General features: G+C 68.4%; 21 protein-coding genes and 3 tRNA genes. 15 read left to right on the forward strand and 9 right to left on the reverse strand.

What is annotated here, in order from left to right:
• Nucleotide 1: 1 nt before the first annotated feature.
• From ACWHMB_RS06115 to ACWHMB_RS06130, 4 genes are all read right to left on the reverse strand, one after another.
• Entirely contained in the window at nucleotides 2-1,213 is a 1,212-nt protein-coding gene (locus ACWHMB_RS06115; RefSeq protein ID WP_377483806.1) for an FAD-dependent monooxygenase, read from the reverse strand.
• A gap of 565 nt (nucleotides 1,214-1,778) precedes the next feature.
• A complete protein-coding gene (locus ACWHMB_RS06120; protein WP_293220237.1) occupies nucleotides 1,779-3,251 on the reverse strand; it encodes an NAD-dependent succinate-semialdehyde dehydrogenase in 1,473 nt (490 codons plus the stop codon).
• Nucleotides 3,252-3,398: 147 nt separating this feature from the next.
• On the reverse strand, nucleotides 3,399-4,568 hold the full coding sequence (locus ACWHMB_RS06125) for an ABC transporter substrate-binding protein (protein ID WP_377483804.1): 1,170 nt from the start codon (nucleotides 4,566-4,568) through the stop codon (nucleotides 3,399-3,401).
• 177 nt (nucleotides 4,569-4,745) lie between these two features.
• The gene (locus ACWHMB_RS06130; protein WP_377483802.1) at nucleotides 4,746-5,687 is read right to left on the reverse strand and encodes a LysR family transcriptional regulator; all 942 of its coding nucleotides are present in this window, start codon (nucleotides 5,685-5,687) and stop codon (nucleotides 4,746-4,748) included.
• A 191-nt stretch (nucleotides 5,688-5,878) separates the two neighbouring features.
• Between ACWHMB_RS06130 and ACWHMB_RS06135 the strand changes: the two genes are divergently transcribed.
• A complete protein-coding gene (locus ACWHMB_RS06135) occupies nucleotides 5,879-6,610 on the forward strand; it encodes a class II aldolase/adducin family protein (protein WP_377483840.1) in 732 nt (243 codons plus the stop codon).
• Between the two features lie 19 nt (nucleotides 6,611-6,629).
• Here the strand turns inward: ACWHMB_RS06135 and cls are convergent, their stop codons facing one another.
• Together cls and ACWHMB_RS06145 are read right to left on the reverse strand one after the other, a co-directional pair.
• Entirely contained in the window at nucleotides 6,630-8,087 is a 1,458-nt protein-coding gene (gene cls / locus ACWHMB_RS06140; RefSeq protein WP_377483800.1) for a cardiolipin synthase, read from the reverse strand.
• A gap of 19 nt (nucleotides 8,088-8,106) precedes the next feature.
• Nucleotides 8,107-8,478, reverse strand: coding sequence for an arsenate reductase (locus ACWHMB_RS06145; RefSeq protein ID WP_377483798.1), 372 nt, complete (start codon nucleotides 8,476-8,478; stop codon nucleotides 8,107-8,109).
• A 51-nt stretch (nucleotides 8,479-8,529) separates the two neighbouring features.
• On the opposite strand from ACWHMB_RS06145, the gene folC reads away from it, so the two are divergent.
• From folC to ribD, 10 genes are all read left to right on the forward strand, one after another.
• Complete coding sequence (gene folC, locus ACWHMB_RS06150; protein WP_377483796.1) at nucleotides 8,530-9,834, forward strand: bifunctional tetrahydrofolate synthase/dihydrofolate synthase; 1,305 nt, start codon at nucleotides 8,530-8,532, stop codon at nucleotides 9,832-9,834.
• A 16-nt stretch (nucleotides 9,835-9,850) separates the two neighbouring features.
• Nucleotides 9,851-10,735 carry an SPOR domain-containing protein gene (locus ACWHMB_RS06155; RefSeq protein ID WP_447648472.1) on the forward strand — a complete coding sequence of 295 codons (885 nt, stop codon included), beginning with the start codon at nucleotides 9,851-9,853 and terminating at the stop codon, nucleotides 10,733-10,735.
• Between the two features lie 29 nt (nucleotides 10,736-10,764).
• Nucleotides 10,765-11,265: a CvpA family protein gene (locus ACWHMB_RS06160; protein ID WP_293220217.1), complete on the forward strand. Its 501-nt coding sequence runs from the start codon at nucleotides 10,765-10,767 to the stop codon at nucleotides 11,263-11,265.
• Between the two features lie 292 nt (nucleotides 11,266-11,557).
• Nucleotides 11,558-13,033: an amidophosphoribosyltransferase gene (gene purF, locus ACWHMB_RS06165; protein WP_447648473.1), complete on the forward strand. Its 1,476-nt coding sequence runs from the start codon at nucleotides 11,558-11,560 to the stop codon at nucleotides 13,031-13,033.
• 15 nt (nucleotides 13,034-13,048) lie between these two features.
• Nucleotides 13,049-14,287 (forward strand): O-succinylhomoserine sulfhydrylase, encoded by a 1,239-nt coding sequence (locus ACWHMB_RS06170; RefSeq protein ID WP_377483790.1) that lies wholly within the window; start codon nucleotides 13,049-13,051, stop codon nucleotides 14,285-14,287.
• 54 nt (nucleotides 14,288-14,341) lie between these two features.
• The gene (gene gltX / locus ACWHMB_RS06175; RefSeq protein WP_447648474.1) at nucleotides 14,342-15,751 is read left to right on the forward strand and encodes a glutamate--tRNA ligase; all 1,410 of its coding nucleotides are present in this window, start codon (nucleotides 14,342-14,344) and stop codon (nucleotides 15,749-15,751) included.
• Nucleotides 15,752-15,788: 37 nt separating this feature from the next.
• A tRNA-Ala gene (locus ACWHMB_RS06180) sits at nucleotides 15,789-15,864 on the forward strand.
• 39 nt (nucleotides 15,865-15,903) lie between these two features.
• Nucleotides 15,904-15,979, forward strand: a tRNA-Glu gene (locus ACWHMB_RS06185).
• Between the two features lie 45 nt (nucleotides 15,980-16,024).
• Nucleotides 16,025-16,101 (forward strand) — tRNA-Asp (locus tag ACWHMB_RS06190).
• 105 nt (nucleotides 16,102-16,206) lie between these two features.
• Nucleotides 16,207-17,286, forward strand: coding sequence for a bifunctional diaminohydroxyphosphoribosylaminopyrimidine deaminase/5-amino-6-(5-phosphoribosylamino)uracil reductase RibD (gene ribD / locus ACWHMB_RS06195; RefSeq protein ID WP_377483786.1), 1,080 nt, complete (start codon nucleotides 16,207-16,209; stop codon nucleotides 17,284-17,286).
• A 32-nt stretch (nucleotides 17,287-17,318) separates the two neighbouring features.
• On the opposite strand, the gene ACWHMB_RS06200 is transcribed toward ribD, so the two are convergent.
• The 3 genes from ACWHMB_RS06200 to ilvD form a co-directional block, all read right to left on the reverse strand.
• Nucleotides 17,319-17,549 (reverse strand): hexameric tyrosine-coordinated heme protein, encoded by a 231-nt coding sequence (locus tag ACWHMB_RS06200; RefSeq protein WP_293225557.1) that lies wholly within the window; start codon nucleotides 17,547-17,549, stop codon nucleotides 17,319-17,321.
• 119 nt (nucleotides 17,550-17,668) lie between these two features.
• The gene (locus ACWHMB_RS06205) at nucleotides 17,669-18,049 is read right to left on the reverse strand and encodes a hypothetical protein (RefSeq protein ID WP_377483784.1); all 381 of its coding nucleotides are present in this window, start codon (nucleotides 18,047-18,049) and stop codon (nucleotides 17,669-17,671) included.
• 11 nt (nucleotides 18,050-18,060) lie between these two features.
• Nucleotides 18,061-19,770 carry a dihydroxy-acid dehydratase gene (ilvD, locus tag ACWHMB_RS06210; RefSeq protein WP_377483782.1) on the reverse strand — a complete coding sequence of 570 codons (1,710 nt, stop codon included), beginning with the start codon at nucleotides 19,768-19,770 and terminating at the stop codon, nucleotides 18,061-18,063.
• Between the two features lie 110 nt (nucleotides 19,771-19,880).
• On the opposite strand from ilvD, the gene lgt reads away from it, so the two are divergent.
• From lgt to ACWHMB_RS06230, 4 genes are read left to right on the forward strand one after another with little or no spacing between them, the layout of a single operon-like run.
• Nucleotides 19,881-20,693 carry a prolipoprotein diacylglyceryl transferase gene (gene lgt / locus ACWHMB_RS06215; protein WP_377483780.1) on the forward strand — a complete coding sequence of 271 codons (813 nt, stop codon included), beginning with the start codon at nucleotides 19,881-19,883 and terminating at the stop codon, nucleotides 20,691-20,693.
• Nucleotides 20,694-20,744: 51 nt separating this feature from the next.
• The gene (locus tag ACWHMB_RS06220; protein ID WP_377483777.1) at nucleotides 20,745-22,127 is read left to right on the forward strand and encodes a malonyl-CoA decarboxylase; all 1,383 of its coding nucleotides are present in this window, start codon (nucleotides 20,745-20,747) and stop codon (nucleotides 22,125-22,127) included.
• 18 nt (nucleotides 22,128-22,145) lie between these two features.
• Nucleotides 22,146-22,937: an enoyl-CoA hydratase/isomerase family protein gene (locus ACWHMB_RS06225; protein WP_377483775.1), complete on the forward strand. Its 792-nt coding sequence runs from the start codon at nucleotides 22,146-22,148 to the stop codon at nucleotides 22,935-22,937.
• Between the two features lie 27 nt (nucleotides 22,938-22,964).
• A complete protein-coding gene (locus ACWHMB_RS06230; protein WP_293225677.1) occupies nucleotides 22,965-24,524 on the forward strand; it encodes a malonate--CoA ligase in 1,560 nt (519 codons plus the stop codon).
• Nucleotides 24,525-24,531: the final 7 nt, after the last annotated feature.

Below are 24,531 nucleotides of genomic sequence, written 5' to 3' on the forward strand. Positions count from 1 at the left end.
ATCAAACCCTCTGGAATCGTTGCAGTGTGTTTTCAGCCACTTTCAGTGCGTCGTAATCGAAAACGACCGCCCTGCGGAAATCGCGCCCGGAGGCGATGTCGACGTTGCGCTTTCTGGTATTGGTGAATTGCAATTGCGAGTCGAACATCGCACCCGCTCTGCGTGAGCCCACTTGCAGGATGGCCGCGCGTTGCATGCGCGCGGCGGTATAGCGCCGGAAGGCTTCGGGAATATCGCTGACGCTGTCAGCTTCCTTGAGAAAAAATGCAAGCGTGATGCAGTCTTCGAACGCCTGATTCACTCCTTGGCCCTGGTGGGGGATCATGCTGTGTGCCGCGTCACCCAGCAGCGCGATGGGGCCGCGTGACCAGTTGGTGAGGGGTTCGATGTCGAACAAACCCCACCAGAAGGTTTCCTTGATCGCCGAAAGAAACTGCTCAACCCTCGGATCCCATTTCTGGCGACTGAACTCGGCATGCACTTCGGCCACGTCCGCAGGGCCGGACCAGGGGCCCTTGAGAGGCCGGTCGCTCGGTACGCAGGCGACGTAGTTGTACAGCTTGTATTGCTGCAACGGATAGGTCATCAAGTGTCGGTCGTTGCCCATCCAGGTCTGGCTGATCCGCTTCCAGTCCTTGGGGAGGTCGGCGGCATCGATCACGCCCCGATAGGCCATGTATCCGGAGTAAACGAAATGGGTTGGCTGCCCCACGGCCTTGCGCACCACCGAGCGAATCCCGTCCGCGCCGATGACGGCGTCGAAGTCTTCCTGCTTGCCGTTTTCGAATAGGACGCGTACGCCGGAATCCAGAATTTCGACCGACTTGGCCCGGTGGTGCAACCGAATTGCCTCGGGATCCACGGCTTTCGCCAGAATATCGATCATGTCAGGCCGATACATGCCGATATTCTGGTATTGCCTCGACGTATCTTCCCAGGCGGCGTCAGTGACCACATCGCCCATGGCATCCAGATAAACGCCGTGTCCGTCCGGTATCGCGCCTGCACGCCGCATCGGCTCCAGCAAGCCCAGCTTGTCGAGCACCCGACAGGCGTTGGGTGCGATGGTTACGCCGGCACCCACCTCGTCGTGCTTGTTGGATTGCTCGAATACGGTGGCTTGAACCCCCGCGATCTTCTTCAGCGCAATCGCCGCGGAGAGGCCACCCAGCCCTCCACCAATGATTGCGATCCTTGTCGCCTTGCTGAGCATTCGATTTCCTTTGCTGATTTATGCGATGTCTGCACTTGCGGTTCACCCAACATCTCGAACGAACACAAGACCACTTGTTCATGCCGTGGTCGGTTGGCGGCGCGTTTTTCAAGATCACGCACGCCTGTTTCTGGCCGTGGATCGGTTTCTTGACCTATGTTGCAGCGTACCGACAAGCGTCGTAGCCTTCAATGAAGATGGCATCAATACCGTCGATGCTGATGACTCTGCCCATGTCGAAAGGTCAGAAACGATGCCTGCAGTCTAGAAAGACGAGGACGTGCGATCAATCGCATATTGCCGGACAGACTATTCAGCAGCTTGGATAATCTTTCCGGTTCTGGGCTTCACGACGACCGGAAACGGAAGGCGTCGACCGCGAGTTGGCGCTGTCGAGATCAACCACGCGCGCCTGGTGTTCACGCGAGGGTCGAACTGGCGCCTTGACGGGCGGGAGTGTAGGCGGGATGCCTCGGGTCGTACGCCTGGGGAAAGGCTGCTGGCCCTCACCCCAATCCGCTCCCAAGGGGGTGAGAGAATGCCCCTTGCGCTTTGCGTGCCGGGTTTACTTCAGCACGTCACCCGTGCACAAGTACTTCATCTCCAGGTATTCGTCGATGCCGTGCGTCGAGCCCTCGCGCCCCAGGCCCGACTGCTTGACGCCGCCGAAGGGCACGTGCTCGGTCGAGATCAGCCCCGTGTTGATGCCGACCATGCCGTATTCCAGCGCCTCGCTCACGCGCGTGATGCGGCCGATGTCGCGCGCGTAGAAGTAGCTGGCCAGGCCGAAGATGGTGGCGTTGGCGGCGTCGATCGCCTCCTGCTCGGTCGCGAAGCGGAACACCGGCGCCAGCGGGCCGAAGGTTTCCTCGCGCGCCACCAGCATCTGCGCCGTGGCGCCCGAGATGACGGTGGGCTCGAAGAACTGGCCCTTGAGGCGGCTGCCGCCGGTGACCAGCTTGCCGCCCTTCTTGACCGCATCCTTGACGTGCTTTTCCACCTTGGTCAGGGCCGCGGGCTCGATCAGCGGGCCGACGCTCACGCCCTCGTCGAAGCCATTGCCCACCTTCATCGCCTTGACCTTGGCCGCCAGCTTCTTGACGAAGGCGTCGTACACGCCGTCCTGCACGTACAGGCGGTTGGCACACACGCAGGTCTGGCCGGCGTTGCGGTACTTGCTGGCCAGCGCACCCTCGACGGCCGAGTCCAGGTCGGCGTCGTCGAACACGATGAAGGGTGCGTTGCCGCCCAGCTCCAGCGACATTTTCTTGACCGTGGGCGCGCACTGCGCGGCCAGGATGCGGCCGACCTCGGTCGATCCGGTGAAGGACAGGTGGCGCACCACCTCGCTCTCGCACAGCACGCGGCCGATGGCCGGCGCGTCGGTGCCGGTGACGACGTTGATCACGCCCGCCGGCAGGCCCGCGCGCTGCGCCAGCTCGGCGGCGGCCAGGGCCGTCAGCGGCGTCAGCTCGGCCGGCTTGATGACCACCGTGCAGCCGGCGGCCAGCGCCGGCGCCACCTTGCGCGTGATCATGGCCAGCGGAAAGTTCCAGGGCGTGATGGCCGCGCACACGCCGATGGGCTGCTGGATCACCGTCAGGCGCTTGTTGTTGTCGAAGGTCGGCAGCGTCTGGCCGTTGACGCGCTTGGCTTCTTCGGCAAACCACTCGACAAAGCTGGCGCCGTAGGCCACCTCGCCCTTGGCCTCGGGCAGGGGCTTGCCCTGCTCGGCCGTCATCAGGCGCGCCAGGTCGTCCTGGTGCTCCATCAGCAGATGGAACCACTTCATCAGCGCGGCGTGGCGCTGCTTGGCTGTCAGGCCGCGCCAGGCCGGCCAGGCGGCGTTGGCGGCCTGGATGGCGGCCTTGGTCTCCTTGGCGCCCAGGTCGGCCACGTCGGCCAGCTTGCGGCCGGTGGCCGGGTCGAGCACGTCGAAGCGCGCGCTGCCCTTGACCCACTTGCCGTTGATCAGGCCGTCGGTGACGAGCAGGCGGGGGTCCTTGAGCAGGGTCAGGGGGGAGGCTGGGCGGTCCATGCGATGCGTCTCGATCCAATGAAAACGTCAGGTGGCTTGGGACGTCCGCTTGACGATGGGAAAGGAAAAAACCCGCTCGCAAGCGGGTCGACTGGCGGATGGGCCGCAACTCCTGGCGCTGCGGCCTCTCGACGGTTCAGTGTAGTCTCATTTTTCCAGCTGCCAGTCCCCATCGACGATCTTCACCAGCACAACGCCAAGATCGTTTAGGCCGTTGTGGTTGTCTGGGGTCATGGTGTAGATGCCACCGGCGGCGGGTACGTCCTTCAGTCCCTCCAGGGCGTCACGCAGCGCCTTGCGAAAGGCGGCGCTGTCGCCCGGCTTGGCCTGCTTGAGCGCAACCGGCACGGCATGCTCGAACAGGACGCCCGAGTCCCACGCGTTGGCGCCGAACTGCGTGATGGATTTCGTGCCGTACACGCCTTCGTAGGTGTCGGCAAAGCGCATGGCCGACTGCTTGATGGGGCTGTCTTGAGGCAACTGGCGCGCCACCATGCCGGGCGCGACGGCCACCACGGTGCCATTGCAGTCGGCACCGCAGATACGCAGGAAGTCGGGGTTGCCCACGCCGCCGCTTTGATAGAGCGTGCCGGTATAGCCAATCTGCTTGAACGAGCGCTCGGGTAGCGCAGCGGCGGTGCCCGAGGCGCCGATCATCACCGCGTCGGGTTTGGCGGCCTTGATGTGCAGGGTTTGGCCCGTCGCCGAGGTGGCCGCTCGGCTGTAGCGCTCGCTGGCCACCACCTCGATGCCGGCGGCCTTGGCGGCCTCGGAAAAGTTGGTCGCCCAGTCTTCGCCAAAGGCATCGTCGAAGCCGATGTAGGCGGCCGTCTTCACGCCCTTTTTCTTCATGTGCTGCACCACGGCGCTGGCCATCAGCGAGGTGGTGGGGGCGGTGTTGAAGACCCACTTGCGCTTTTCGTCGACCGGAAAGACGATGCTGCGGCCGGCGGCGATCGAGATCTGCGGCACGCCCGCGTCGGCCACCACGTCGCGCATGGCCAGCGAGCTGGGCGTCGTGGTGGCGCCAATGACCAGGTGCACCCCGTCCTCGGACACCAGTTTGCGGGTAGCCTTGACGGCGCCCGTGGGGTCGGAAGCGTCGTCGAGGATGGTGTACTCGATCATCTGGCCCGCGACTTCCTTGGGGAACAGCTCGATCGTCTTGCGCTCGGGAATGCCCAACGAGGAAGCGGGGCCGGTGGTCGACAGCACCACCCCAACCTTGATCTGGGCCTGCGCGGACAATGCGGCCGTTGCACTCACCAGCAGCGCCAGGACGGGGCGGGAAAACTTCCAGGTGTTGAATGCCGACATTGGGCTTGTCTCCGTTCGTGATGGGAAAAAGAGCTATCACCCACGGCGACAGCGCAGCGTGAACCGTAAAGCCCGAAGGAGCGGTGATAAAGATCAAAACCGCGAACAGATTGTTCGACGAATCGAACAATCGCCGCGTGGTGGAGGAAAGGGCAGGGGTCAGCCGGTGTGCCGGGCTCAGATGCGCGCTGCGCCCTTGTCGTGGTGAAACTGCCAGCCCATGTCCTCGCGCGTCTGGCGGGCGTGGCCCGCCAGGGCGTCCAGGAAATGCCGCACTTTCTCGGGCTGCAACTTCTTGCCGGGCAACAGGGCATACACGCGCAATGGCTCGCAGGTATAGCCCGCAAAGCGCACGCGCGCGAGCGCGCCGCTGGCCACGGCATCGGCGCAAAAACTGGCCGTGATGCGCGTGATGCCCAACCCGCGCATGGCCGCCTGCATGCGGATGTCGGCGTTGGCGCTGATGACGCGGGGCGAAGCGATGGCGACCTGGTGGTCGACGCCGTCACTGTCGACGAAGGACCAGCCGGCGTCGGCCGAGCTGGTGATGAGCGGCCAGTGGCGCAGTTCGTCGGGCCGCTGCAGGCGGCCCCGGTCGCGCACCAGCGAGGGGGCGGCAAACAGGTCGCGCTGCAGCGAGAACATGCGCCGGATCACCACGCTGGAGGCGGGCAACTGGCTCTCCAGCATGGCAAAAACGATGTCGTAAGGCTCGGTCAGCGGATTGATCGGGCGATTCTCGACGTCGATCTGAACCTGCAGCTTGGGGTAGCGCAGCATCAGCTCGCAGGCCACCGGCGCCAAGTGGTGCGCGCCGAACTCATAAGGCGAGGCGATGCGCAGCATGCCCGTGACCTCACGGCCCGAACCCAGGGCCTCGGCGCAGGCTTCATGCAGGCCCGCGAACAGGGGGGCCGTGCGCCGAAACAGGATTTCGCCCGCCTCGGTCACGCGCACGCTGCGGGTGGTGCGCTCCAACAGGCGCGTGTCCAACTCCTGCTCCAGTCGCTGCACGGCACTGCTGATGCTGGACTTGGGGTGACTCAGAAAGTTGGCAGCGGCCGAGAAACCACCGTGCTCGACCACGTGGCAGAACATTTCGCAGTCGTTCCAGTTCATGGATTTGATTATCCAGAAACTCGAACAAGATGTTTGCCGAACGCCGGTTGATCGCCACGCAGCTCGTTCCTAGACTTGCAACCATCCGCCTGTCGAGGCAGCGTGACATTTGTAGAAGGAGCGCAATCGTGAGTCCCACCCCCGCACAAGCCGACCTGCTGACCGAACTGGAGGCGCTGCGGCCCGCCGGCATGAACCCGGCCGAATGGCGGCTGCGGCTGGAACTGGCGGCTTGCTATCGTGTGTTCGACGCCCTGGGCTGGACCGAGCTGGTGTTCAACCACATCACGCTGCGGGTACCGGGCACGCCCGATACTTTCCTGATCAACCCGTTCGGGTTGAACTACAACGAGGTGACCGCGCGCAACCTGGTGCGAATAGGCCTGGACGGAACGCCCGCCGAGCCCACCTCGCACCCGGTCAACCGGGCCGGCTTCGTCATTCACAGCGCCATCCACGGCGCGCGTCAGGACGCCCATTGCGTGATGCACATCCATACCACGGCCGGCATCGCGGTGGCTTGCAAGCAGGCCGGCCTGGGACACGACGATTTTTATGGTGCCGAGTTGTTCGGCGACGTGGCTTACCACGACTTCGAGGGCATCACCGTGCACGATGGTGAAGGCCCACGCTTGGCGGCCAGCCTGGGCGGCAGGCGCGTCATGATCTTGCGCAATCATGGCTTGCTGGGCACCGGCTGCAACGTGTTCAATGCCTTTCGCTGGATGTGGACGCTGCAGCGCGCCTGCGAGGTGCAGGTGATGGCCGACAGCCTGCGCGGCGCCAACGTTCCCTTGAGTGATGCCGTGCGCCTGTCCTGCGCGCGCGATGCCGCGGCCTTCGAGCCACGCGACCAACTTGAGCGCATGCTGTTTTGGAGCGTACTGCGCAAGGCGGGGCTCGATCTGCGCGCGCTGGTTTGACCGATGCCCGCCAAGGTTGCTACAGCAGCGGCGAGCCCAGCCGCGCCACGGCCTCGAAGAACTGCTGGTGAACCGGCGTGCGGCGGTCGCGCGGCACCAGGCGGCAGTGCGACAGGTCGGCCTCGAACAGGTCGGCCAGCTGCTGGTTGAGGGCGCGGTCGTACATCACCGCGGCGACCTCGAAGTTCAGGCGAAAGCTGCGGTTGTCGAAATTGGCGCTGCCCACCACGCTGTAGAGCGAATCCATCACCAGCGTCTTGGGGTGGAACATGCGGCCCTGGTATTCGAACACCAGCACGCCGGCGTTTTGCAGCTCCTTGTAGTACGAGCGCGCGGCGGCGGTGACGATGCGCGAGTCGCTGCGCTGGGGCACGATCAGCTTGACCTGCACCCCGCGCAGCGCGGCGTTGGTCAGCGCGGTGATGGCCGGCTCGGTGGGCACGAAGTAGGGCGTGGACAGCCAGATGCGCTCCAGCGCCAGGTTCAGCGCGTCGATCATGGCGCGGTGGATGGCCTCGCCGTCGCTGTCGGGGCCCGAGGCGACGATCTGCACCGGCACCTGGCCGGGCGGCTCGCCCGTGGGCAGCACGTGGCCGTCGTGGTTCAGCTTGTGGCCGCTGGCGTAGTACCAGTCCTGCAAAAAGACGTATTGCAGCCAGCGCACCGCGCCGCCGCGCAGCAGCAGGTGGGTGTCGCGGTAGGCGTCCTGCGGGCGCAGGCGCTCGTTCTCCTCGTCGGTGACGTTGATGCCGCCCACCATGCCGGTGCGGCCGTCGATCACGGCGATCTTGCGGTGCGTGCGCAGGTTGACCAGCGGTCGCAGGCGGTCGAGCCGCCCGCGATGAAACACCGCCACCTCGCCGCCGGCCTGGCGCAGCGTCCGCAGCAGCGGCGCGTGGCGGCGCGCCAGCAGGCGCGAGGAGCCGACCGCGTCGACCAGCAAGCGCACGGCGATGCCGGCGCCGGCGCGCTCGGTCAGCACCTGCAGCACGGCGCGGCCGGTCTGGTCGGGCTCGAAGATGTAGTACTCGAGGTGGATGTGGCTGCGCGCCTGCGTCATCTCGCGCAGCAGCGCATCCAGCGTGGCGGCGCCGCTGGCCAGCAGCTCCACGCCGTGCGCGCTGCAGATCGGCAGGCCGCAGCTGGTTTCGATCAGGCGCGCGTGCTGCACCGCCCACAGCGGCGGCTCGGGCCGGTCGGCGCGCAGCGTGCGCATGTCCTGCTGCGACATCAGTGCCGCCTGCGTGTGCCAACGCTTGAGGCGCTGGCGGTGCACGCGCTGCGGGCCGAAATAGGCATACACCAGCAGGCCCAGCACCGGCAGCAGGTTGAGCGTCATGATCCACGCCAGCGTGGACACCGGCGCGCGACGCTGCCAGATGATCCAGGCGGTGAGGATGACGCTGGAGACCGACCAGGCCCAAGCCAGCCAATAGGTTCCGGCGTGACCGGCGAAGGTGAGGTCCGACAGCGACATGGGTCGAGGGGTGCGCGCGTCAGCCCTTCAGGCGCGCCTGCCAGTCCGCCGGCGCAAAGCCGACCGTGATGGTGGGCGCACCCGCATCCCACTCCACCACCGGTCGGCGGATGGCGCTGGCGTGGGCCTGCAGCAGGGTGGCGGCGCTGGCGGCGTCGTGCACGCCCGCCTGCGTGGCGGCGTCCAGCAGGCGCCAGGTCGTGCCCTGGCGGTTCAGCAGGCGCTCCCAGCCCACGGCGTCGATCCAGCGGCGCAGGTGCTCGGCCGGCACGCCGGCCTTCTTGAAGTCGTGAAAGCGCACCGCGACCTCGTGCTCGGCCAGCCAGGCGCGCGCCTTCTTGACGGTGTCGCAGTTGGGAATGCCGTAGAGCGTGACGGATGCGCGGGCCATGCCGGCGATGATGCCATGGCCTTGGCGCTTGGCGCGACAATCGGCGCTCCCATGAAGACACTGAACGAATGGCTCGCTTACTGCGAGCGGCTGCACCCCACGGTCATCGAACTGGGGCTGGACCGGGTGCGCGCGGTGGCCGACCGCCTGGCGCTGCGTTTCGACGGCCCGGTCATCACCGTGGCGGGCACCAACGGCAAGGGCTCGACCTGCGCCATGCTGGAAGCCATCTTGCTGCAGGCGGGCTACCGCACCGGCGTCTACACCTCGCCGCACCTGGTGCACTTCGAGGAGCGCTGCCGCATCCGCGGCCAGGCCATCGCCGCCGACGAACTGGTGGCCTGCCTGGAGCAGGTCGAGGCGGCGCGCGGCGACGTCTCGCTGACCTATTTCGAGTTCACCACCCTGGCCATTCTGCTGGCCATGGCGCGCGCGGGGCTGGACGTGGTGATCCTGGAGGTCGGCCTGGGCGGGCGGCTGGACGCCGTCAACGTGATCGATACCGACTGCGCCGTCATCACCAGCATCGACATCGACCACGCCGAGCTGCTGGGCGACACGCGCGAGAAGATCGGCTTCGAGAAGGCCGGCATCATGCGCCCCGGCAAGCCCGCCATCGTGAGCGACCCGGTGCCGCCGCAAAGCGTGCTCGACCACGCCGCCGCCATCGGCGCCGACCTGTGGCTGCTGGGGCGCGACTTCAACTACCAGGGCAACAACCCGCAGCAATGGGCCTGGGCCGGGCGCGGGCGGCGCTACAGCGGGCTGGGCTACCCCACACTGCGCGGCGCCAACCAGCTGATCAATGCCTCGGGCGCGCTGGCGGCGCTGGACGCGCTGCGCACCCGCTTGCCGGTGACGGCGCAGGCGGTGCGCAACGGCTTCGGCATGATGGACTTGCCGGGGCGCTTTCAGGTCGTGCCCGGCCATCCGGTGGTGATCCTGGACGTGGCGCACAACCCGCACGCCGTGGCGGCGCTGGCGCAAAGCCTGGACGCCATGGGCTCGTTTCTGATGACGCACGGCGTATTCGGCGCCATGGCCGACAAGGACATTCCCGCCATCCTGCGCCACATGGACCCGCTGATCGACCGCTGGTACTTCACCGACCTGCCCACGCCGCGCGCCGCCTCGGCGCAGGCGCTGGAGGCCATCTGGCGCGCGGTCACGCAGCGCGCGGGGGCCGCGGCCGAGTGCTTTGCCACGCCCATGGCGGCCTTCGACGCGGCGGCCGCGCGCGTGCAGCCCACTGATAGAATCGTCTGCTTTGGATCGTTCTACACCGTCGGTGGCGTGCTGGAGCACGGCGTGCCGCACCTCGAATCCGACGCGCCCTGGCAGCATGCCGATCGCTGACTGCTGACCCAGCACCATGGCATTTTTCAAGTTTCGCCAGCACAGCGCTGCCTCCGCCAAGAAGCCGCCGCGCAAGGCCGATGCGGCCAGCGCGCCGCCCGACTCGATCGAGAGCGTGCGTCGGCGCGCGCGCCATCGCCTGATCGGCGCGGTGGTGCTGGTGGCAGTGGCCGTCGTCGGCTTTCCCCTGCTGTTCGACACCGAGCCGCGCCCGGCGGCCGTCAACGCGCCCATCACCATTCCCGACCGCGACCACGCGCCTGCGCTGACGGCGCCCAAGCCGGTCGGCCAGGCCGCGGTGCCCGCCGCCGCCAGCCTGGGCGAGCACGAAGAGGTAGTGCCCGCCGCACCCAAGCCAGCGGCGCAAGCTGCGGCCACACCGGCCACCGAGACCACGGCCCCCACGCGCGCCGCGGCCGGCGATGCGGCCAAGCCCTCCGCCGCGCCCGCTGCCCAGGCGGCGCGCGACGACGAGGCCAAGGCGCGCCGCGAGCAGGAGGCCCAGGCGCGCGCCAAGGCCCAGCACGACGAGCAGCAGGCCAAGGCGCAGCGCGAGGCCGAAGCCAAGGCCCGCCGCGAGGCCGAGGCCGCGCGCGCCCGGGCGGCGCTGGAAGGCCGCGCCAGCGCCAAGCCGGCCACGGCCACGGCCGCGACCGCCAGCGCGACCGACGCCGGTCGCTTCATCGTGCAGATCGGCGCCTTCGCCGAGGCCGATTCGGCCCAGCAGGCGCGCCGCAAGGCCGAGGGCGCGGGCCTGAAGACCTACACCCAGGTGGTGAGCACCGCCAACGGCAAGCGCACCCGCGTGCGCGTGGGCCCCTTCGCCAGCCGCGCCGAGGCCGAGAAGGCGGCGGCGGCGCTGAAGAAGGCGGGCTTGCCGGGCAGCATCCTCACGCTCTGATCGCCCGATCGGACCCGCGGCCAGCCCCCATGCACCCCACCGACTGGATCTGCCTGGCCGTGCTGCTGGGCTCGCTGCTGCTGGGGGCCTGGCGCGGGCTGCTGTACGAGGCGCTGTCGGTGGCCGGCTGGGTGGCGGCGTATTTCGTCGCCCGCTGGGCAGCCGACTGGGTCGGCCAGGCGCTGCCGATGGGCGAGGCGCCCGCCGAATGGCGCTTCGCGGCGGGCTTCGTGCTGGTGTTTATCGTCGTCGCCTTTGGCGGTGGCATGCTGGCCTGGGCGGTGCGCGGCGCGGCGCGCGCGCTGGGCATGCGGCCGGTGGACCGGGTGCTGGGCGCCGTGTTCGGCGCCCTGCGCGGCGTGCTGCTGCTGCTGGTGCTGGCCGTCGTGGTGCAGGTGACGGGGCAGGGCCAGGCGCCGTGGTGGCGCGAGTCGGCCAGCGGCGCCTGGCTGCAGGGCATGCTGGGGCAGCTGCATCCGGTGCTGCCGGCGGCGTTGGTCCAGCGAATCGGAGAAATCGGCGGTGCGTGAATGCCTGGCAGGGCGGCAATCGAGGCGTCGGGCGCAGCCGGGTTGGACACCCGGCGAGCACGGCAACAAAGAGTGCGGCCCTGCCAGGCATTCACCCGAAGGGCGGGTGCCGCAACAGGCGCATGCCGGCGTTGCGCACCTTGCCAAGGCCACCAGCCTTGGCTGCGGCGCGCGCCTTGGCCTGCACCCGTTGCGACACCCGCGCACCGCCGATTTCTCCGATTCGCTGGACTAGGACAATATCTTTCGACGTGACAATCGGGCCTTGGGGCCTTTTTCTCGGGACATCATCATGTGTGGCATCGTCGGCGTGGTTGGTCAGGTGCCGGTCAATCAGACTCTTTACGACGCCTTGCTGCTGCTGCAGCACCGCGGCCAGGATGCCGCCGGCATCGTGACGCAGCAGGACGGCAAGTTCTTCATGCACAAGGCCAAGGGCATGGTGCGCGACGTCTTTCGCACGCGCAACATGCGCGCGCTGCCCGGCACCAGCGGCCTGGGCCAGGTGCGCTACCCCACCGCCGGCAACGCCGACAGCGAGCAGGAGGCGCAGCCCTTCTACACCAACGCCCCCTTCGGCGTGGTGCTGGTGCACAACGGCAACCTGACCAACGCGCAGGCCCTGCGCCAGGAGCTGCTGGCGGGCGACCACCGCCACATCAACACCGACAGCGACTCCGAGGTGCTGCTGGGCGTGCTGGCGCACGAGCTGGCGCAGGCCACGCGCGGTGGCGAGCTGGGGCCCGAGCAGGCCTTCGCCGCCGTGGCGGCGGTGCACCGGCGCCTGCGCGGCTCGTACGCGGTGGTGGCGCACATCGCCGGGCGCGGCATGCTGGTGTTTCGCGATCCGTTCGGCATTCGTCCGCTCGGCTTCGGGCGCGGCGCCGGCGGCGCGGTGATGGCGGCCAGCGAATCGGTGGCGCTGGAGGGCACGGGCCATGTCTTCGAGCGCGACCTGGCGCCGGGCGAGGCGCTGTTCGTCACGCTGGACGGCACGGTGCATGCGCGCCAGTGCGCCGAGCGGCCCAGCCTGTCGCCCTGCATCTTCGAGTTCGTCTATCTGGCGCGGCCCGACTCGGTGCTGGACGGCATCTCGGTCTACCAGGCGCGGCTGAACCTGGGCCAGACGCTGGCCAAGCGGGTGATCTCGACCGTGCCGCCGAGCGAGATCGACACCGTCATTCCCATCCCCGAATCCAGCCGCCCCAGCGCCAACGAGCTGGCGCGCATGCTGGGCAAGCCCTACCGCGAGGGCTTCGTCAAGAACCGCTACGTGGGGCGCACCTTCATCATGCCGGGCCAGGCGGTGCGCAAGCGCTCGGTGCGGCAAAAGCTGGGCGTGATCGCCAGCGAGTTCGCCGGCCGCAACGTGCTGCTGGTGGACGACTCGATCGTGCGCGGCACCACCAGCCAGGAGATCGTGCAGATGGCGCGCGAGGCCGGCGCGCGCAAGGTGTACCTGGCCAGCGCCGCGCCGCCGGTGCGCCACCCCAACGTGTACGGCATCGACATGCCCACGCGCGAGGAGCTGGTGGCGCACGGGCGCAGCGTCGAGGAGGTGCGGCAGATCATCGGCGCCGACGCGCTGATCTACCAGGACGTGCAGGCCATGAAGCAGGCCGTGGCCAGCGTCAACCCGCGCGTGACGCGCTTCGACGCCTCGTGCTTCGATGGCGTGTACGTCACCGGCGACATTTCCGAAGGCGACCTGGTGCGCCTGAACGCCGAGCGCCCGCGCGTGTCGGCCGTGTCCGATGGCGCCGATTGACCCTTGAGCTTGACCATGAACCCGAATGAACTGAACGAGCAGAGCCTGCCCGAAGGCCTGCACCCCGACACCCTGGCGGTGCGCGTGTCGATCCCGCGCAGCGGCTACGGCGAGCACTCCGAGGCGCTGTACCTCACCAGCTGCTTCGTGCAGCCCGACGCCGAGACCTCGGCGCGCCGCTTCGCGATGCAGGAGGAGGGCTACACCTACACGCGCACCAGCAACCCGTCGGTCACCGCGTTCGAGCGCCGCCTGGCCGCGCTGGAAGGCGCCGAGGCGGCCATTGCCACCGCCAGCGGCATGTCGGCCATCCTCCTGATGGCGATGGGCCTGCTCAAGGCCGGCGACCACGTGATCGCCTCGCAGTCGATGTTCGGCTCCACCATCAAGCTGCTGGGCAGTGAGTTCGCGCGCTTCGGCGTGCAGACCTCCTTCGTGTCGCAGACCGACGTGGCCGAATGGCGCGCCGCGCTGCGCCCCAACACGCGGCTGCTGTTTGCCGAAACGCCCACCAACCCGCTGACCGAGGTGTGCGACATCGCCGCGCTGGCCGCCATCGCCAAAAAAGCCGGCGCGCTGCTGGCGGTCGACAACTGCTTTGCCACGCCCGCGTTGCAAAAGCCGCTGGCGCTGGGGGCCGACCTGATCATCCACTCGGGCACCAAATTCCTCGACGGCCAAGGCCGCGTCATGGCCGGCGCCATCTGCGGCTCGCACCAGCTGATCGAGCAGGTGTTCGCCCCGCTGATCCGTACCGCCGGCATGGTGCTCTCGCCCTTCAATGCCTGGGTGGTGCACAAGGGCCTGGAAACGCTCAGCCTGCGCGTGGCCGCGCAAAGCGCCAACGCGCTGCAGATCGCCACCTGGCTGGAAAAGCACCCTGCGGTGGAGCGCGTGTTCTACCCCGGCCTGCCCTCGCACCCGCAGCACCGGCTGGCCATGGCGCAGCAGGGCGGCGTGGGCGGCTCGGTCATCGCCTTCAGCGTCAAGGCGGCCAGTCCCGAGCAGGGCCGGGCGCGCGCCTTTCACGTCATCGACAGCACGCGCGTGTGCTCCATCGCCACCAACCTGGGCGACGTGCGCACCCTGCTCAGCCACCCAGCCAGCACCTCGCACGGGCGCCTGTCCGAGGCGCAGCGCCAGGCCGCCGGCGTGGGCCAGGGCCTGATCCGCCTGTCGATCGGGTTGGAGCACGTGCCCGACATCCTGCGCGACCTCTCGCACGGGCTGGACAGCTGTGGCCGCATCGACTGAATACTATAAAATAAATAGCTGCTCGCGCTTGTTCGGCGGGCGTCAGGGCACGAAATGACTCAAAACCAGGATTCAACCCAGCGGCGCGTGCGCACACGCTTCGCGCCATCGCCCACCGGCTTCATCCACTTGGGCAACATCCGCTCGGCGCTTTATCCATGGGCATTTGCACGCTCGCAGGGCGGCACCTTCATCCTGCGCATCGAGGACACCGACCTGGAGCGCTCCACGCAAGCCTCGGTCGACGTCATCCTGGAAGGCATGGCCTGGCTGGGGCTGGACCCGGACGAAGGGCCCTACTACCAGATGCAGCGCATGGACCGCTACCAGGCGGTGCTGGCACAGCTGCAGGCCGCCGGCCACGTGTACCCCTGCTACATGAGCGTGGCCGAGCTCGACGCGCTGCGTGAGCGCCAGATGGCCGCCAAGCAAAAGCCACGCTACGACGGCACCTGGCGCCCCGAGCCCGGCAGGACGCTGCCGCCCGTGCCCGAGGGTGTCAAGCCCGTGCTGCGCTTCAAGACGCCCTTGACCGGCGTGGTCGGCTGGGACGACAAGTGCAAGGGCCACATCGAATTTCAAAACAGCGAGCTCGATGACTTGGTGATCGCGCGCGCGGACGGCACGCCCACCTACAACTTCTGCGTCTGCGTGGACGACATGGACATGGGCATCACCCACGTCATCCGCGGCGACGACCATGTCAACAACACGCCGCGCCAGATCCACATCTTCGAGGCCCTGGGCGCGCCGGTGCCGGTGTTCGCCCATCTGCCCACCGTGCTCAACGAGCAGGGCGAGAAGATGAGCAAGCGCAACGGCGCCAAGGCCGTCACGCAATACCGCGACGAGGGCTACCTGCCCGACGCCATGGTCAACTACCTGGCGCGCCTGGGCTGGAGTCACGGCGACGACGAGATCTTCTCGCGCGCGCAGTTCCTGCAGTGGTTCAACCTGGACCACCTGGGCACCAGCGCCGGGCGCTTCGACGAAGCCAAGCTGCGCTGGGTCAACGCCCAGCACCTGAAGGCCATGCCGGGTGCCGAACTGGCGCCGCTGGTGGCCGCGCAATTGCAACAGCGCGGGGTCAACAGCGACGAGCGCCTGCCCGCGCTGTGCGAGCTGTTCAAGGACCGTTGCGACACCACCGTGGCGCTGGCCGACTGGCTGCAGCCGTACTATGCCGACGTTCAGCCCAGCGCGGAAGACCTGGCCAAGCACGTCACCGAGGCCGTCAGGCCCGCCCTGGCCAGCCTGGCTACGCGGCTCGAATCGGCGCCCTGGACGGCGGCCGACATCGCCGCCGCGCTCAAGCAAACCCTGGCCGAGCACGGCCTGAAAATGCCCCAGCTGGCCATGCCCGTGCGCGTGCTGGTCATGGGCACGCCGCAGACGCCTTCGGTCGATGCGGTGCTGGCCCTGCACCAGCGCGAAAAAGTTGTGGCGCGTTTGCGAGGCGGGTGAAATCCAACATATAATGCGAGGCTCGACACCCACAAACGGGGGTATAGCTCAGCTGGGAGAGCGCTTGCATGGCATGCAAGAGGTCAGCGGTTCGATCCCGCTTACCTCCACCATCAAAGTGTCGAGTACATCGTTGGTCGTTCCAAGGTTTTGACCCTATCGTCTAGAGGCCTAGGACACTACCCTTTCACGGTAGGTACCGGGGTTCGAATCCCCGTAGGGTCGCCAAGTTTTATTGCACTTGGCTCGCAAGAGCAAAACGCAATGCCGCGTGGAGTGGTAGTTCAGTTGGTTAGAATACCGGCCTGTCACGCCGGGGGTCGCGGGTTCGAGTCCCGTCCACTCCGCCAAAGCTCAAAAGGGCCTGATTTTCATCAGGCCCTTTTTCTTTTTGGCCGAGCTCGTTGTCCCTGGCGCAATCCAATTCGACCATGGCGACACCGTCCGATCTCTTCATGTCCCAGGCCCTCGCGCTGGCCGAGCAGGCGCGCCTGATCTGTCCGCCCAATCCGGCGGTGGGCTGCGTGCTGGTGGGGGCCGACGGCCAGGTCATCGGGCAGGGGCATACGCAGCCGACCGGGCAGGCGCATGCCGAGGTGATGGCCTTGCGCGATGCGCAGGCGCGTGGCCACGCCACTGCGGGCGCCACGGCCTACGTGACGCTCGAGCCCTGCGCGCATCAGGGCCGCACCGGGCCGTGCGCCGACGCGCTGATCGAGGCGGGTGTGCGCAAGGTGGTGGCTTCGCTGCAAGACCCGAATCCGCGCGTGGCCGGGCAGGGTTTGGCGCGCTTGCAGGCCGCGGGCGTCGAGGTGGAAGTGGGGCCGGGCGCCGAGGTGGCGCGCGAACTCAACATCGGCTTTTTCAGCCGCATGACGCGCGGACGCCCCTGGGTGCGGATGAAGGTGGCGGCTTCGCTGGATGGGCGCACGGCGCTGCCCAACGGCGCCAGCCAGTGGATCACCTCCGACGCCGCCCGTGCCGATGGCCACGCCTGGCGCGCCCGCGCGTGCGCGGTGCTGACCGGCATCGGCACCGTGCTGCGCGACGACCCGCGGCTGGACGTGCGCCTGCCAAGTGCCACGCGCCAGCCCATGCTGGTCATCGCCGACAGCCAATGGCGCACGCCGCTGGCCGCGCGGCTGTGGCAGGTGCCGGGGCGCCGCGTCTGCATCGTCGGCGCCAGCGCGGATGCCGGGCGCGAGCAGGCTTTGCGCGAGCGCGGCGCCGACGTGCTGCAACAGCCGGCTGCAGAAGGGCGCATCGATCTGTCAGCCCTGCTGGTCGAACTGGCGCGGCGCGAGGTCAACGAGGTGCACGTGGAAGCGGGCGCGCAACTGAACGCCGCGCTATGGCGTGCCGGCTTGGTGGATGAACTGCTGCTTTACCAGGCACCGCGCCTGCTGGGCGAGGGCGCGCCGCTGGCCGCGCTGGGCCCGTTCGCCGAACTGGCCCAAGGGCCGCAGCTTGAATACATCGGCGTCGACCGCATCGGCCCCGACCTGCGCATCCGCGCGCGCGTGACCGGCCGCTGACGGTCGAGGTCGGCGACCGGCCGACGTTCAACTCACTTGCGCCAATAGTTGTTGGCCGCCGCCACGGTCTGGAAGTTGGTGGCGATGACCTGCGATGCCGCGGTCAGCTCGTGTGCGTCGTTCGAATATTCGGGCCGCAGCTTGTGCAGCACCTGGGCATCGGGCTGCGTGTATTTGACGCCGCGGCGGCTCAGCGTGATGGCCAACTCGAAGCCTTCTTGCGGGGTGGCGGTGATGAGCGAGGTGAGCCAAGTGTCGGCCATGCGAAATCTCCTGGGTTGTTGACCGGACGATTCTGCCGCAGCACCTGCGCGCATCGTGCCCCGCAGCGTGTTGAGGCCGCGCGCGGTGGGGTCTTTCGCGCGCGCCCTGCCGCCCGGCGTCAGCCCGGCAGGTTCAGCTCGATGCAGTCGGAGCCGCAGGCGCCCGGCGCCGCGGGCTGGGGCGCGGGCGCCGAGCGGTGCAGCACGGCGCGCGTGGGCGTGATGCGCAGGCCGTCGCCTTCGAGCGCGGCCGTGCCGTCGACGATCAGCGAATGCTCATCGGCGGACAGCGGCGGCCACACCAGCGCCACCGCCGGCTCGCGCTCGATGTTGGCGCGCGTGCGCCGGCCGATGCCGGCGAGGTGCAGCACGCCGCCCTGCAGCGTCACCGCGGTGGCGGTGGCGTGCGGCGCGCCCTGGCCGGGGCTGGTCAGCAAATAGGCAAAGCGATAGCGGGCCATGGCCTGGCCCAGTTCGGGCAGCGCGACGGGGATGCTCATGGCAAGGCTCCTCAGTTCTGCGGAAAGTCGTCCAGCACTGCGCCCCGGCTGGCGCTGGAGGCGTTGAACGCGAACTTGGCCTGCACGCCGCGGGTGTAGCGCGGCTTGGGCGCCTTCCAGGCCGCGCGGCGCTGGGCCAGCTCGGCCTCGGGCACGTTCAGTTGCAGCAGCAATTGGTGCGCGTCGATGGTGATCGAGTCGCCTTCTTGGATCAGCGCGATGTTGCCGCCGGCGGCCGCCTCGGGCGCCACGTGGCCCACCACCATGCCCCAGGTGCCGCCCGAAAAACGCCCGTCGGTGATCAGGCCCACGCTTTCGCCCAGACCCTCGCCGATCAGCGCGCTGGTGGGTGCCAGCATCTCGGGCATGCCAGGGCCGCCCTTGGGGCCCAGGTAGCGCAGCACCATCACGTCGCCGGCCTTGATCTTGCCGGCCAGGATCGCATCCAGCGCCGACTGCTCGTCCTCGAACACGCGCGCCGGGCCGGTCATGACGGGGTTCTTCAGGCCGGTGATCTTGGCCACGCTGCCCTCGGGGCTGAGGTTGCCCTTGAGAATGGCCAGGTGCCCTTCGTCGTACAGCGGCTGGTTGAAGGGGCGGATCACGTCCTGGTCGGCACGCGGCTGGTCGGGCACGTCCTTCAGCGTCTCGGCGATGGTCTTGCCGGTGATGGTCAGGCAGTCGCCATGCAGCAGGCCAGCGTTCAGCAGCATCTTCATCACCTGCGGGATGCCGCCGGCCTTGTGCAGGTCGACGGCCAGATATTTGCCGCTGGGCTTCATGTCGCAGAACACCGGCACCTTCTTGCGCATGCGCTCGAAGTCGTCGATGGTCCACTCGACGCCCGCCGCGTGGGCGATGGCCAGAAAGTGCAGCACCGCGTTGGTCGAGCCGCCGACGGCCATGATCACGGCCACGGCGTTCTCGATCGACTTGCGCGTGACGATGTCGCGCGGCTTGATGTCCTGCTTGATGGCCTCGATCAGCACCTTGGCCGACTCGCGGGCCGAATCCACCTTTTCAGAGTGCGGGTTGGCCATGGTCGAGGAGTAGGGCAGGCTCATGCCCAAGGCCTCGAAGGCGCTGCTCATGGTGTTGGCGGTGTACATGCCGCCGCAGGAGCCGGTGCCCGGAATGGCGTGCTGCTCGATGTCCTTCAGCTCCTGGTCGCTGATCTTGCCGGCGGCGTTGGCGCCCACGGCCTCGAACACGCTCACGATGTTCAAGTCGCAGCCGTGCAGGCAGCCTGGCTCGATGGTGCCGCCGTACACATAGATGCTGGGCACGTTGGCGCGCAGCATGCCCATCATGCCGCCGGGCATGTTCTTGTCGCAGCCGCCGATGACCACGCAGCCGTCCATCCACTGGCCCTGCACGCAGGTCTCCACGCAGTCGCTGATGACCTCGCGGCTGACCAGGCTGTACTTCATGCCTTCGGTGCCCATGGCCATGCCGTCGCTGATGGTGGGCGTGCCGAAGGTCTGCGCGTTGCCGCCGGCCTCTTGGATGCCCGCCACCGCCGCGTCGGCCAGCTTTTGCAGGCCGCTGTTGCAGGGCGTGATGGTGCTGTGGCCGTTGGCCACGCCGACCATGGGCTTGTCGAAGTCGGACTCGGTGTAGCCCATGCCGTAGAACATGGAGCGGTTGGAGGCGCGCGCCTTGCCTTGCGTGATGTTGGCGCTGCGGCGGTTGATGGGCAGGTTGGGTTTGGAAGCGGCCATGGCGATGGGTTGATGAAGGAAGGCATGAAAACGCAGCCTGGGGCGGCTGCGCAAAACGCAAAGTATGCGCCAAGAACCGGCGCCGGCCCTTGCGCGGGCACAATGCGGCCATGCTGATGTACCCGCACATCGACCCCATCGCCGTTCGCCTGGGCCCGCTGGCCATTCACTGGTACGGCATCACCTACCTGGTGGCCTTCGGGCTGTTTTATTTTCTGGCCACGCGCCGGCTGCGCCACCCGCAGTTCGCCGCCGTCACCCAGCCCGCACCCTGGAGCCGGCGCGACATCGAGGACATGCTGTTCTGGGGCGTGGTGGGCGTCATCGTGGGCGGGCGGCTGGGCTTTTGCCTGTTCTACAAGCCCGAGTTCTACGCCGCCCACCCGCTGCAGGTGTTCGCCATCTGGGAAGGCGGCATGAGCTTTCACGGCGGCATGCTGGGCGTGATCGGGGCCATGATCCTGTGGGCGCACCGGCGCGGCCGGCCCTGGCTGCAGGTGACCGACCTGGTCGCGCCCTGCGTGCCGCTGGGCCTGGCCAGCGGGCGCGTGGGCAACTTCATCAACGGCGAGCTGTGGGGCCGTTTTGCCCCGCCCGACCTGCCCTGGGGCATGGTGTTTCCGCAAAGCGGCTCGATGCTGCCGCGCCATCCCTCGCAGATCTACCAGTTCCTGCTGGAAGGCGTGCTGCTGTTCGTCCTGCTGTGGCTGTACGCGCGCCGGCCGCGCCAAACGGGGCAGGTGAGCGGCGCGTTCCTGGTCGGCTACGGCGTGCTGCGCTTCATTGCCGAGTATTTTCGCGAGCCCGATGCCTACCTGGGCCTGCTGTCGCTGGGCCTGTCGATGGGCCAGTGGCTGTGCGTGCCCATGGTGCTGGCGGGCATCGCCCTGTGGGCGTGGGCCAGCCGGCGCCCCGCGGCATGATTTTCATGGCCATTTTGGCCTCTGGCCCTCATGAATCAATCGCGAACAGCTATGAATAATGAAGCAAACGCCGATGCCGTCGCCACCCCCGTGGCCCTGATGCGCCAGCGCCTGAGCGCGATGCTGGAGCGCGGGGTGGACGCCATCGGCCCCTGGGGCGCGCGCCGCATCCTGCGCGAACTGCAGCAGGTGCTGGACCCGGCCGTGAGCGAGGTCGAGGGCGGACGCCGCGCCGCCGCGGTGGCGCAGTGGTACGCCGGCGCCACGCCCGAGCAGCGGCGCGAATGCTGGGTGCTGATGAGCGAGCACTTCGCCCCCGACGTGGCCGCCATCGAGTCGGCCCACGCCGCCTACGAGGCGGTGCGCGGCACCGACGACGAGGCGCGCGCCGAGCTGCGCCTGCGCCGCGCCTTCACCGCGCCGCGCACGCGGCTGCTGCAGCGCTTTTCGGCCTATCCCGGCGGCGTGCGCTTCCTGGTCGATCTGCGTGCCGAGCTGCTGCCGCAGCTCAAGAAGGACAAGCGCCTGATCGCGCTGGACGGCGAGTTGCAAGAGCTTTTTTCGACCTGGTTCGACGTCGGCTTTCTGGACCTGCGCCGCATCAGCTGGGACTCGCCCGCCTCGCTGATCGAAAAGCTGATCCAGTACGAGGCCGTGCACGACATCCGCAGCTGGCAGGACGCCAAGAACCGGCTGGACGAGGACCGCCGCTGCTACAGTTTCTTTCACCCGCGCATGCCCGGCGAGCCACTGATCTTCGTCGAAGTCGCCCTGCTGCGCGAGATGGCCGGCGGCATCGTCCCGCTGCTGGACGAGGAGGCCGCCCCGGCCGACCTGGACAAGGCCGCCTGCGCCATCTTCTACTCCATCAGCAACACGCAAAGCGGCCTGAAGGGTGTGAGCTTTGGCGACGAGCTGATCAAGCGCGTGGTCGAGGAGCTGCAGACCGAGTTTCCGCGCCTCAAGCTGTTCGCCACGCTCTCGCCCATTCCCGGCCTGCGCGCCTGGCTGGGCAAGAATCTCGACGCTCGCCTGCAGGCCCTGCCCGCGCGTGCCCGCAACGAGCTGGCGCGCGAGCTGGGCGTGGCCCAGGTCGGCGCGGCCGACCTGCAGGCCGCGCTCGACGGCGTGGCGCTGTGGCCCGAAAAGTCGGCCCGCGCGCGCTGGCTGCTGGCCGCCGCCGCCCATTACCTGGCGCGCGAGCGCATCGAAGGCGGCCGCCCGCTGGACGCCGTGGCGCGCTTTCACCTGGGCAACGGCGCGCGCATCGAGCGCATCAACTGGCTGGGCGACCCCTCGCCCAAGGGCCTCAAGCAGTCGTACGGGCTGATGGTCAACTATCTGTATGACCTGAAGCGCCTGGACAAGCACCGGCGCGAGCTGGCGCAGGGCACCGTGCCGGTGGCCGGTGCCGTCCAGAGCCTGCTGGATTGACGGGCCGCGCGCATCGCCATGTCGGGTGACATCCAGCTTGCACACGACGGCGCGGTGGCGCGGGTCACCGTGGCCCACGCCGGCAAGCTGAACGCCATGTCACGCGCCATGTGGCGCCGGCTGCGGGCCGTGTTCGTGGCGATCCAGGCCGACGAGGGCGTGCGCTGCGTCATCGTGCAGGGCCAGGGCGGCACCTTTTGCGCCGGCGGCGACATCGCCGAATACCCGGCCTTCCGCTTCGACGTGGCCAGCCTGCGGGCCTTTCACGAGCAGGACGTGTGGGGCGGCCTGCAGGCCATGCTGGACTGCGACGTGCCGGTGATCGCCGCCATCGAGGGCCATTGCATGGGCGCCGGCGTGGAGATCGCCAGCTGCTGCGACATTCGCGTGGCGGCGCACGACGCGCGCTTTGGCGCGCCGATCGCCAAGCTGGGTTTTCCGATGGCGCCGCGCGAGGCGGCGCTGGTGGCGCGCGTAGCCGGCGAGGCCACGGCACGCGAGCTGCTGCTGGAGGCAGCGGTGCTGGATGCGGCCGAGCTGAAGGCGCGCGGCTTTCTGCACCGCGTGCTGCCGGCGGCCGAGCTGCTGGACCACGCCCGCGAGCGGGCGCGGCGCATCGCCAGCCTGGCGCCGCGCGCCGCGCGCCTGAACAAGCAGACGCTTCGGGCATTGAATCAGCCCCCAGCGCCCGTTGGATATGCGCCACCAGCTATTGAAAACATAGTCGTCGACGCTTACGATTACGCCGACAGCGCCGAGCACCGGGAGGGCATCGCGGCCTTCCTGGCCAAGCGCCCGCCGCGGTTCTAGTCCCACCCGCTCCCGCCAACGACCACCATGCCCAACGCCAACCTGTTTGCCGCCCTGCGCGCGGCCTTTCCCGCCGACCTGGACGCCGTGGCGGTCGAAACCGACGGCGGCCTGCGCTATTCTTGGCGCGACCTCGACCGCGCCACGGCCATGGTGGCCAACCTGCTGCAGTCGCTGGATCTGCCGCGCGAGCCCGGCGGCATGCCGCCGCGCGTGGCGGTGCAGGTGGACAAGTCGGTCGAGGCCATGATCCTGTATCTGGCCACGCTGCGCGCCGGCTTTGTCTTCTTGCCGCTCAACACGGCCTACCAGAGCGGCGAGATCGAATACTTCGTCGGCAACGCCAGGCCGGCGGTGGTGGTGTGCACCGGCAAGAACTTCGCTTGGGTCAGCCCGATCGCCTTCCAGGCCGGCACGCGCCACGTCTTCACGCTGAACGACGACCGCACCGGCAGCCTGCTGGAGCGCGCGGCCCACTGCAGCGACCGGCAGGCGCCCGTGCCGCGGCAGGCGGGCGACCTGGCCGCCATCGTCTACACCAGCGGCACCACGGGCCGCAGCAAGGGCGCCATGCTGTCGCACGGCAACCTGCTGTCCAACGCGGTGATGCTCAAGGACTACTGGGGGTGGCAGCCTGGCGATGTGCTGATTCATGCGCTGCCGATCTTTCACGTGCACGGCCTGTTCGTGGCCATCCACGGCGCCCTGCTGAACGGCAGCACCATGCTGTGGCACGGCAAGTTCGACCCCCGGCGCGTCATCGCCGACCTGCCGCGCGCCAGCGTGTTCATGGGCGTGCCCACGCTGTACACCCGCATGCTGGCCGAGCCGGCGCTGACCCGCGCGCAGGCGGCGCGCATGCGCCTGTTCATCAGCGGCTCGGCGCCGCTCCTGATCGAGACCTTCAACGACTGGCACGCGCGCACCGGCCACACCATCCTCGAGCGCTATGGCATGAGCGAGACCATCATGCTCACCAGCAACCCCTACCGGGCCGACCCGCGCTACCAAAACCAGAGCGAGCGGCGCGGCGGCACGGTGGGCTTTCCGCTGCCGGGCGTGCAGTTGCGGGTGCAGGGCGAGGACGGGCGCGCGGTGGCCGCCGGCGAGATCGGTGGCATCCAGGTCCAGGGCCCCAACGTGTTTGCCGGCTACTGGCAGATGCCCGAGAAGACGGCCGAGGAATTCACCGCCGACGGCTTTTTCAAGACCGGCGACGTGGGCCAGCAGGACGCGCGCGGCTACGTCACCATCGTCGGGCGCAGCAAGGATCTGATCATCAGCGGCGGCTACAACGTGTATCCGGCCGAGATCGAAAGCGTGCTCAACGAGCTGCCGGGCGTGCAGGAGTCGGCCATCGTCGGCGTGCCGCACCCCGACTTCGGCGAGGTCGGCGTGGCGGTGGTGATCGCCCGCGCCGGCGCCGCGCCCGAGCCCGACGCGCTTCTGGCCACGCTCAAGGCGCGGCTGGCCAACTACAAGATTCCCAAGCGCTGCTTCGTGCTGGCCGAGCTGCCGCGCAACACCATGGGCAAGGTGCAGAAGAACCTGCTGCGCGAACGCTACAAGGATTTGTTCACGGCCTGACCGCGGC

The organism is Ottowia pentelensis, assembly GCF_964341695.1.

Bases quoted from the DNA above. Each gene is read 5' to 3' on its own strand.
- cls (WP_377483800.1), bottom strand. From the start codon at position 8,087: ATGTCGCTGTCGGACCTCACCTTCGCCGGTCACGCCGGAACCTATTGG.
- ACWHMB_RS06170 (WP_377483790.1), top strand. From the start codon at position 13,049: ATGAACCCGAATGAACTGAACGAGCAGAGCCTGCCCGAAGGCCTGCAC.
- ribD (WP_377483786.1), top strand. From the start codon at position 16,207: ATGTCCCAGGCCCTCGCGCTGGCCGAGCAGGCGCGCCTGATCTGTCCG.
- gltX (WP_447648474.1), top strand. From the start codon at position 14,342: ATGACTCAAAACCAGGATTCAACCCAGCGGCGCGTGCGCACACGCTTC.
- ACWHMB_RS06205 (WP_377483784.1), bottom strand. From the start codon at position 18,049: ATGAGCATCCCCGTCGCGCTGCCCGAACTGGGCCAGGCCATGGCCCGC.
- ACWHMB_RS06125 (WP_377483804.1), bottom strand. From the start codon at position 4,568: ATGTCGGCATTCAACACCTGGAAGTTTTCCCGCCCCGTCCTGGCGCTG.
- ACWHMB_RS06155 (WP_447648472.1), top strand. From the start codon at position 9,851: ATGGCATTTTTCAAGTTTCGCCAGCACAGCGCTGCCTCCGCCAAGAAG.
- ACWHMB_RS06145 (WP_377483798.1), bottom strand. From the start codon at position 8,478: ATGGCCCGCGCATCCGTCACGCTCTACGGCATTCCCAACTGCGACACC.
- ilvD (WP_377483782.1), bottom strand. From the start codon at position 19,770: ATGGCCGCTTCCAAACCCAACCTGCCCATCAACCGCCGCAGCGCCAAC.
- ACWHMB_RS06130 (WP_377483802.1), bottom strand. From the start codon at position 5,687: ATGAACTGGAACGACTGCGAAATGTTCTGCCACGTGGTCGAGCACGGT.
- ACWHMB_RS06120 (WP_293220237.1), bottom strand. From the start codon at position 3,251: ATGGACCGCCCAGCCTCCCCCCTGACCCTGCTCAAGGACCCCCGCCTG.
- ACWHMB_RS06225 (WP_377483775.1), top strand. From the start codon at position 22,146: ATGTCGGGTGACATCCAGCTTGCACACGACGGCGCGGTGGCGCGGGTC.
- purF (WP_447648473.1), top strand. From the start codon at position 11,558: ATGTGTGGCATCGTCGGCGTGGTTGGTCAGGTGCCGGTCAATCAGACT.
- folC (WP_377483796.1), top strand. From the start codon at position 8,530: ATGAAGACACTGAACGAATGGCTCGCTTACTGCGAGCGGCTGCACCCC.
- lgt (WP_377483780.1), top strand. From the start codon at position 19,881: ATGCTGATGTACCCGCACATCGACCCCATCGCCGTTCGCCTGGGCCCG.
- ACWHMB_RS06200 (WP_293225557.1), bottom strand. From the start codon at position 17,549: ATGGCCGACACTTGGCTCACCTCGCTCATCACCGCCACCCCGCAAGAA.
- ACWHMB_RS06230 (WP_293225677.1), top strand. From the start codon at position 22,965: ATGCCCAACGCCAACCTGTTTGCCGCCCTGCGCGCGGCCTTTCCCGCC.
- ACWHMB_RS06160 (WP_293220217.1), top strand. From the start codon at position 10,765: ATGCACCCCACCGACTGGATCTGCCTGGCCGTGCTGCTGGGCTCGCTG.
- ACWHMB_RS06135 (WP_377483840.1), top strand. From the start codon at position 5,879: ATGAACCCGGCCGAATGGCGGCTGCGGCTGGAACTGGCGGCTTGCTAT.
- ACWHMB_RS06115 (WP_377483806.1), bottom strand. From the start codon at position 1,213: ATGCTCAGCAAGGCGACAAGGATCGCAATCATTGGTGGAGGGCTGGGT.
- ACWHMB_RS06220 (WP_377483777.1), top strand. From the start codon at position 20,745: ATGAATAATGAAGCAAACGCCGATGCCGTCGCCACCCCCGTGGCCCTG.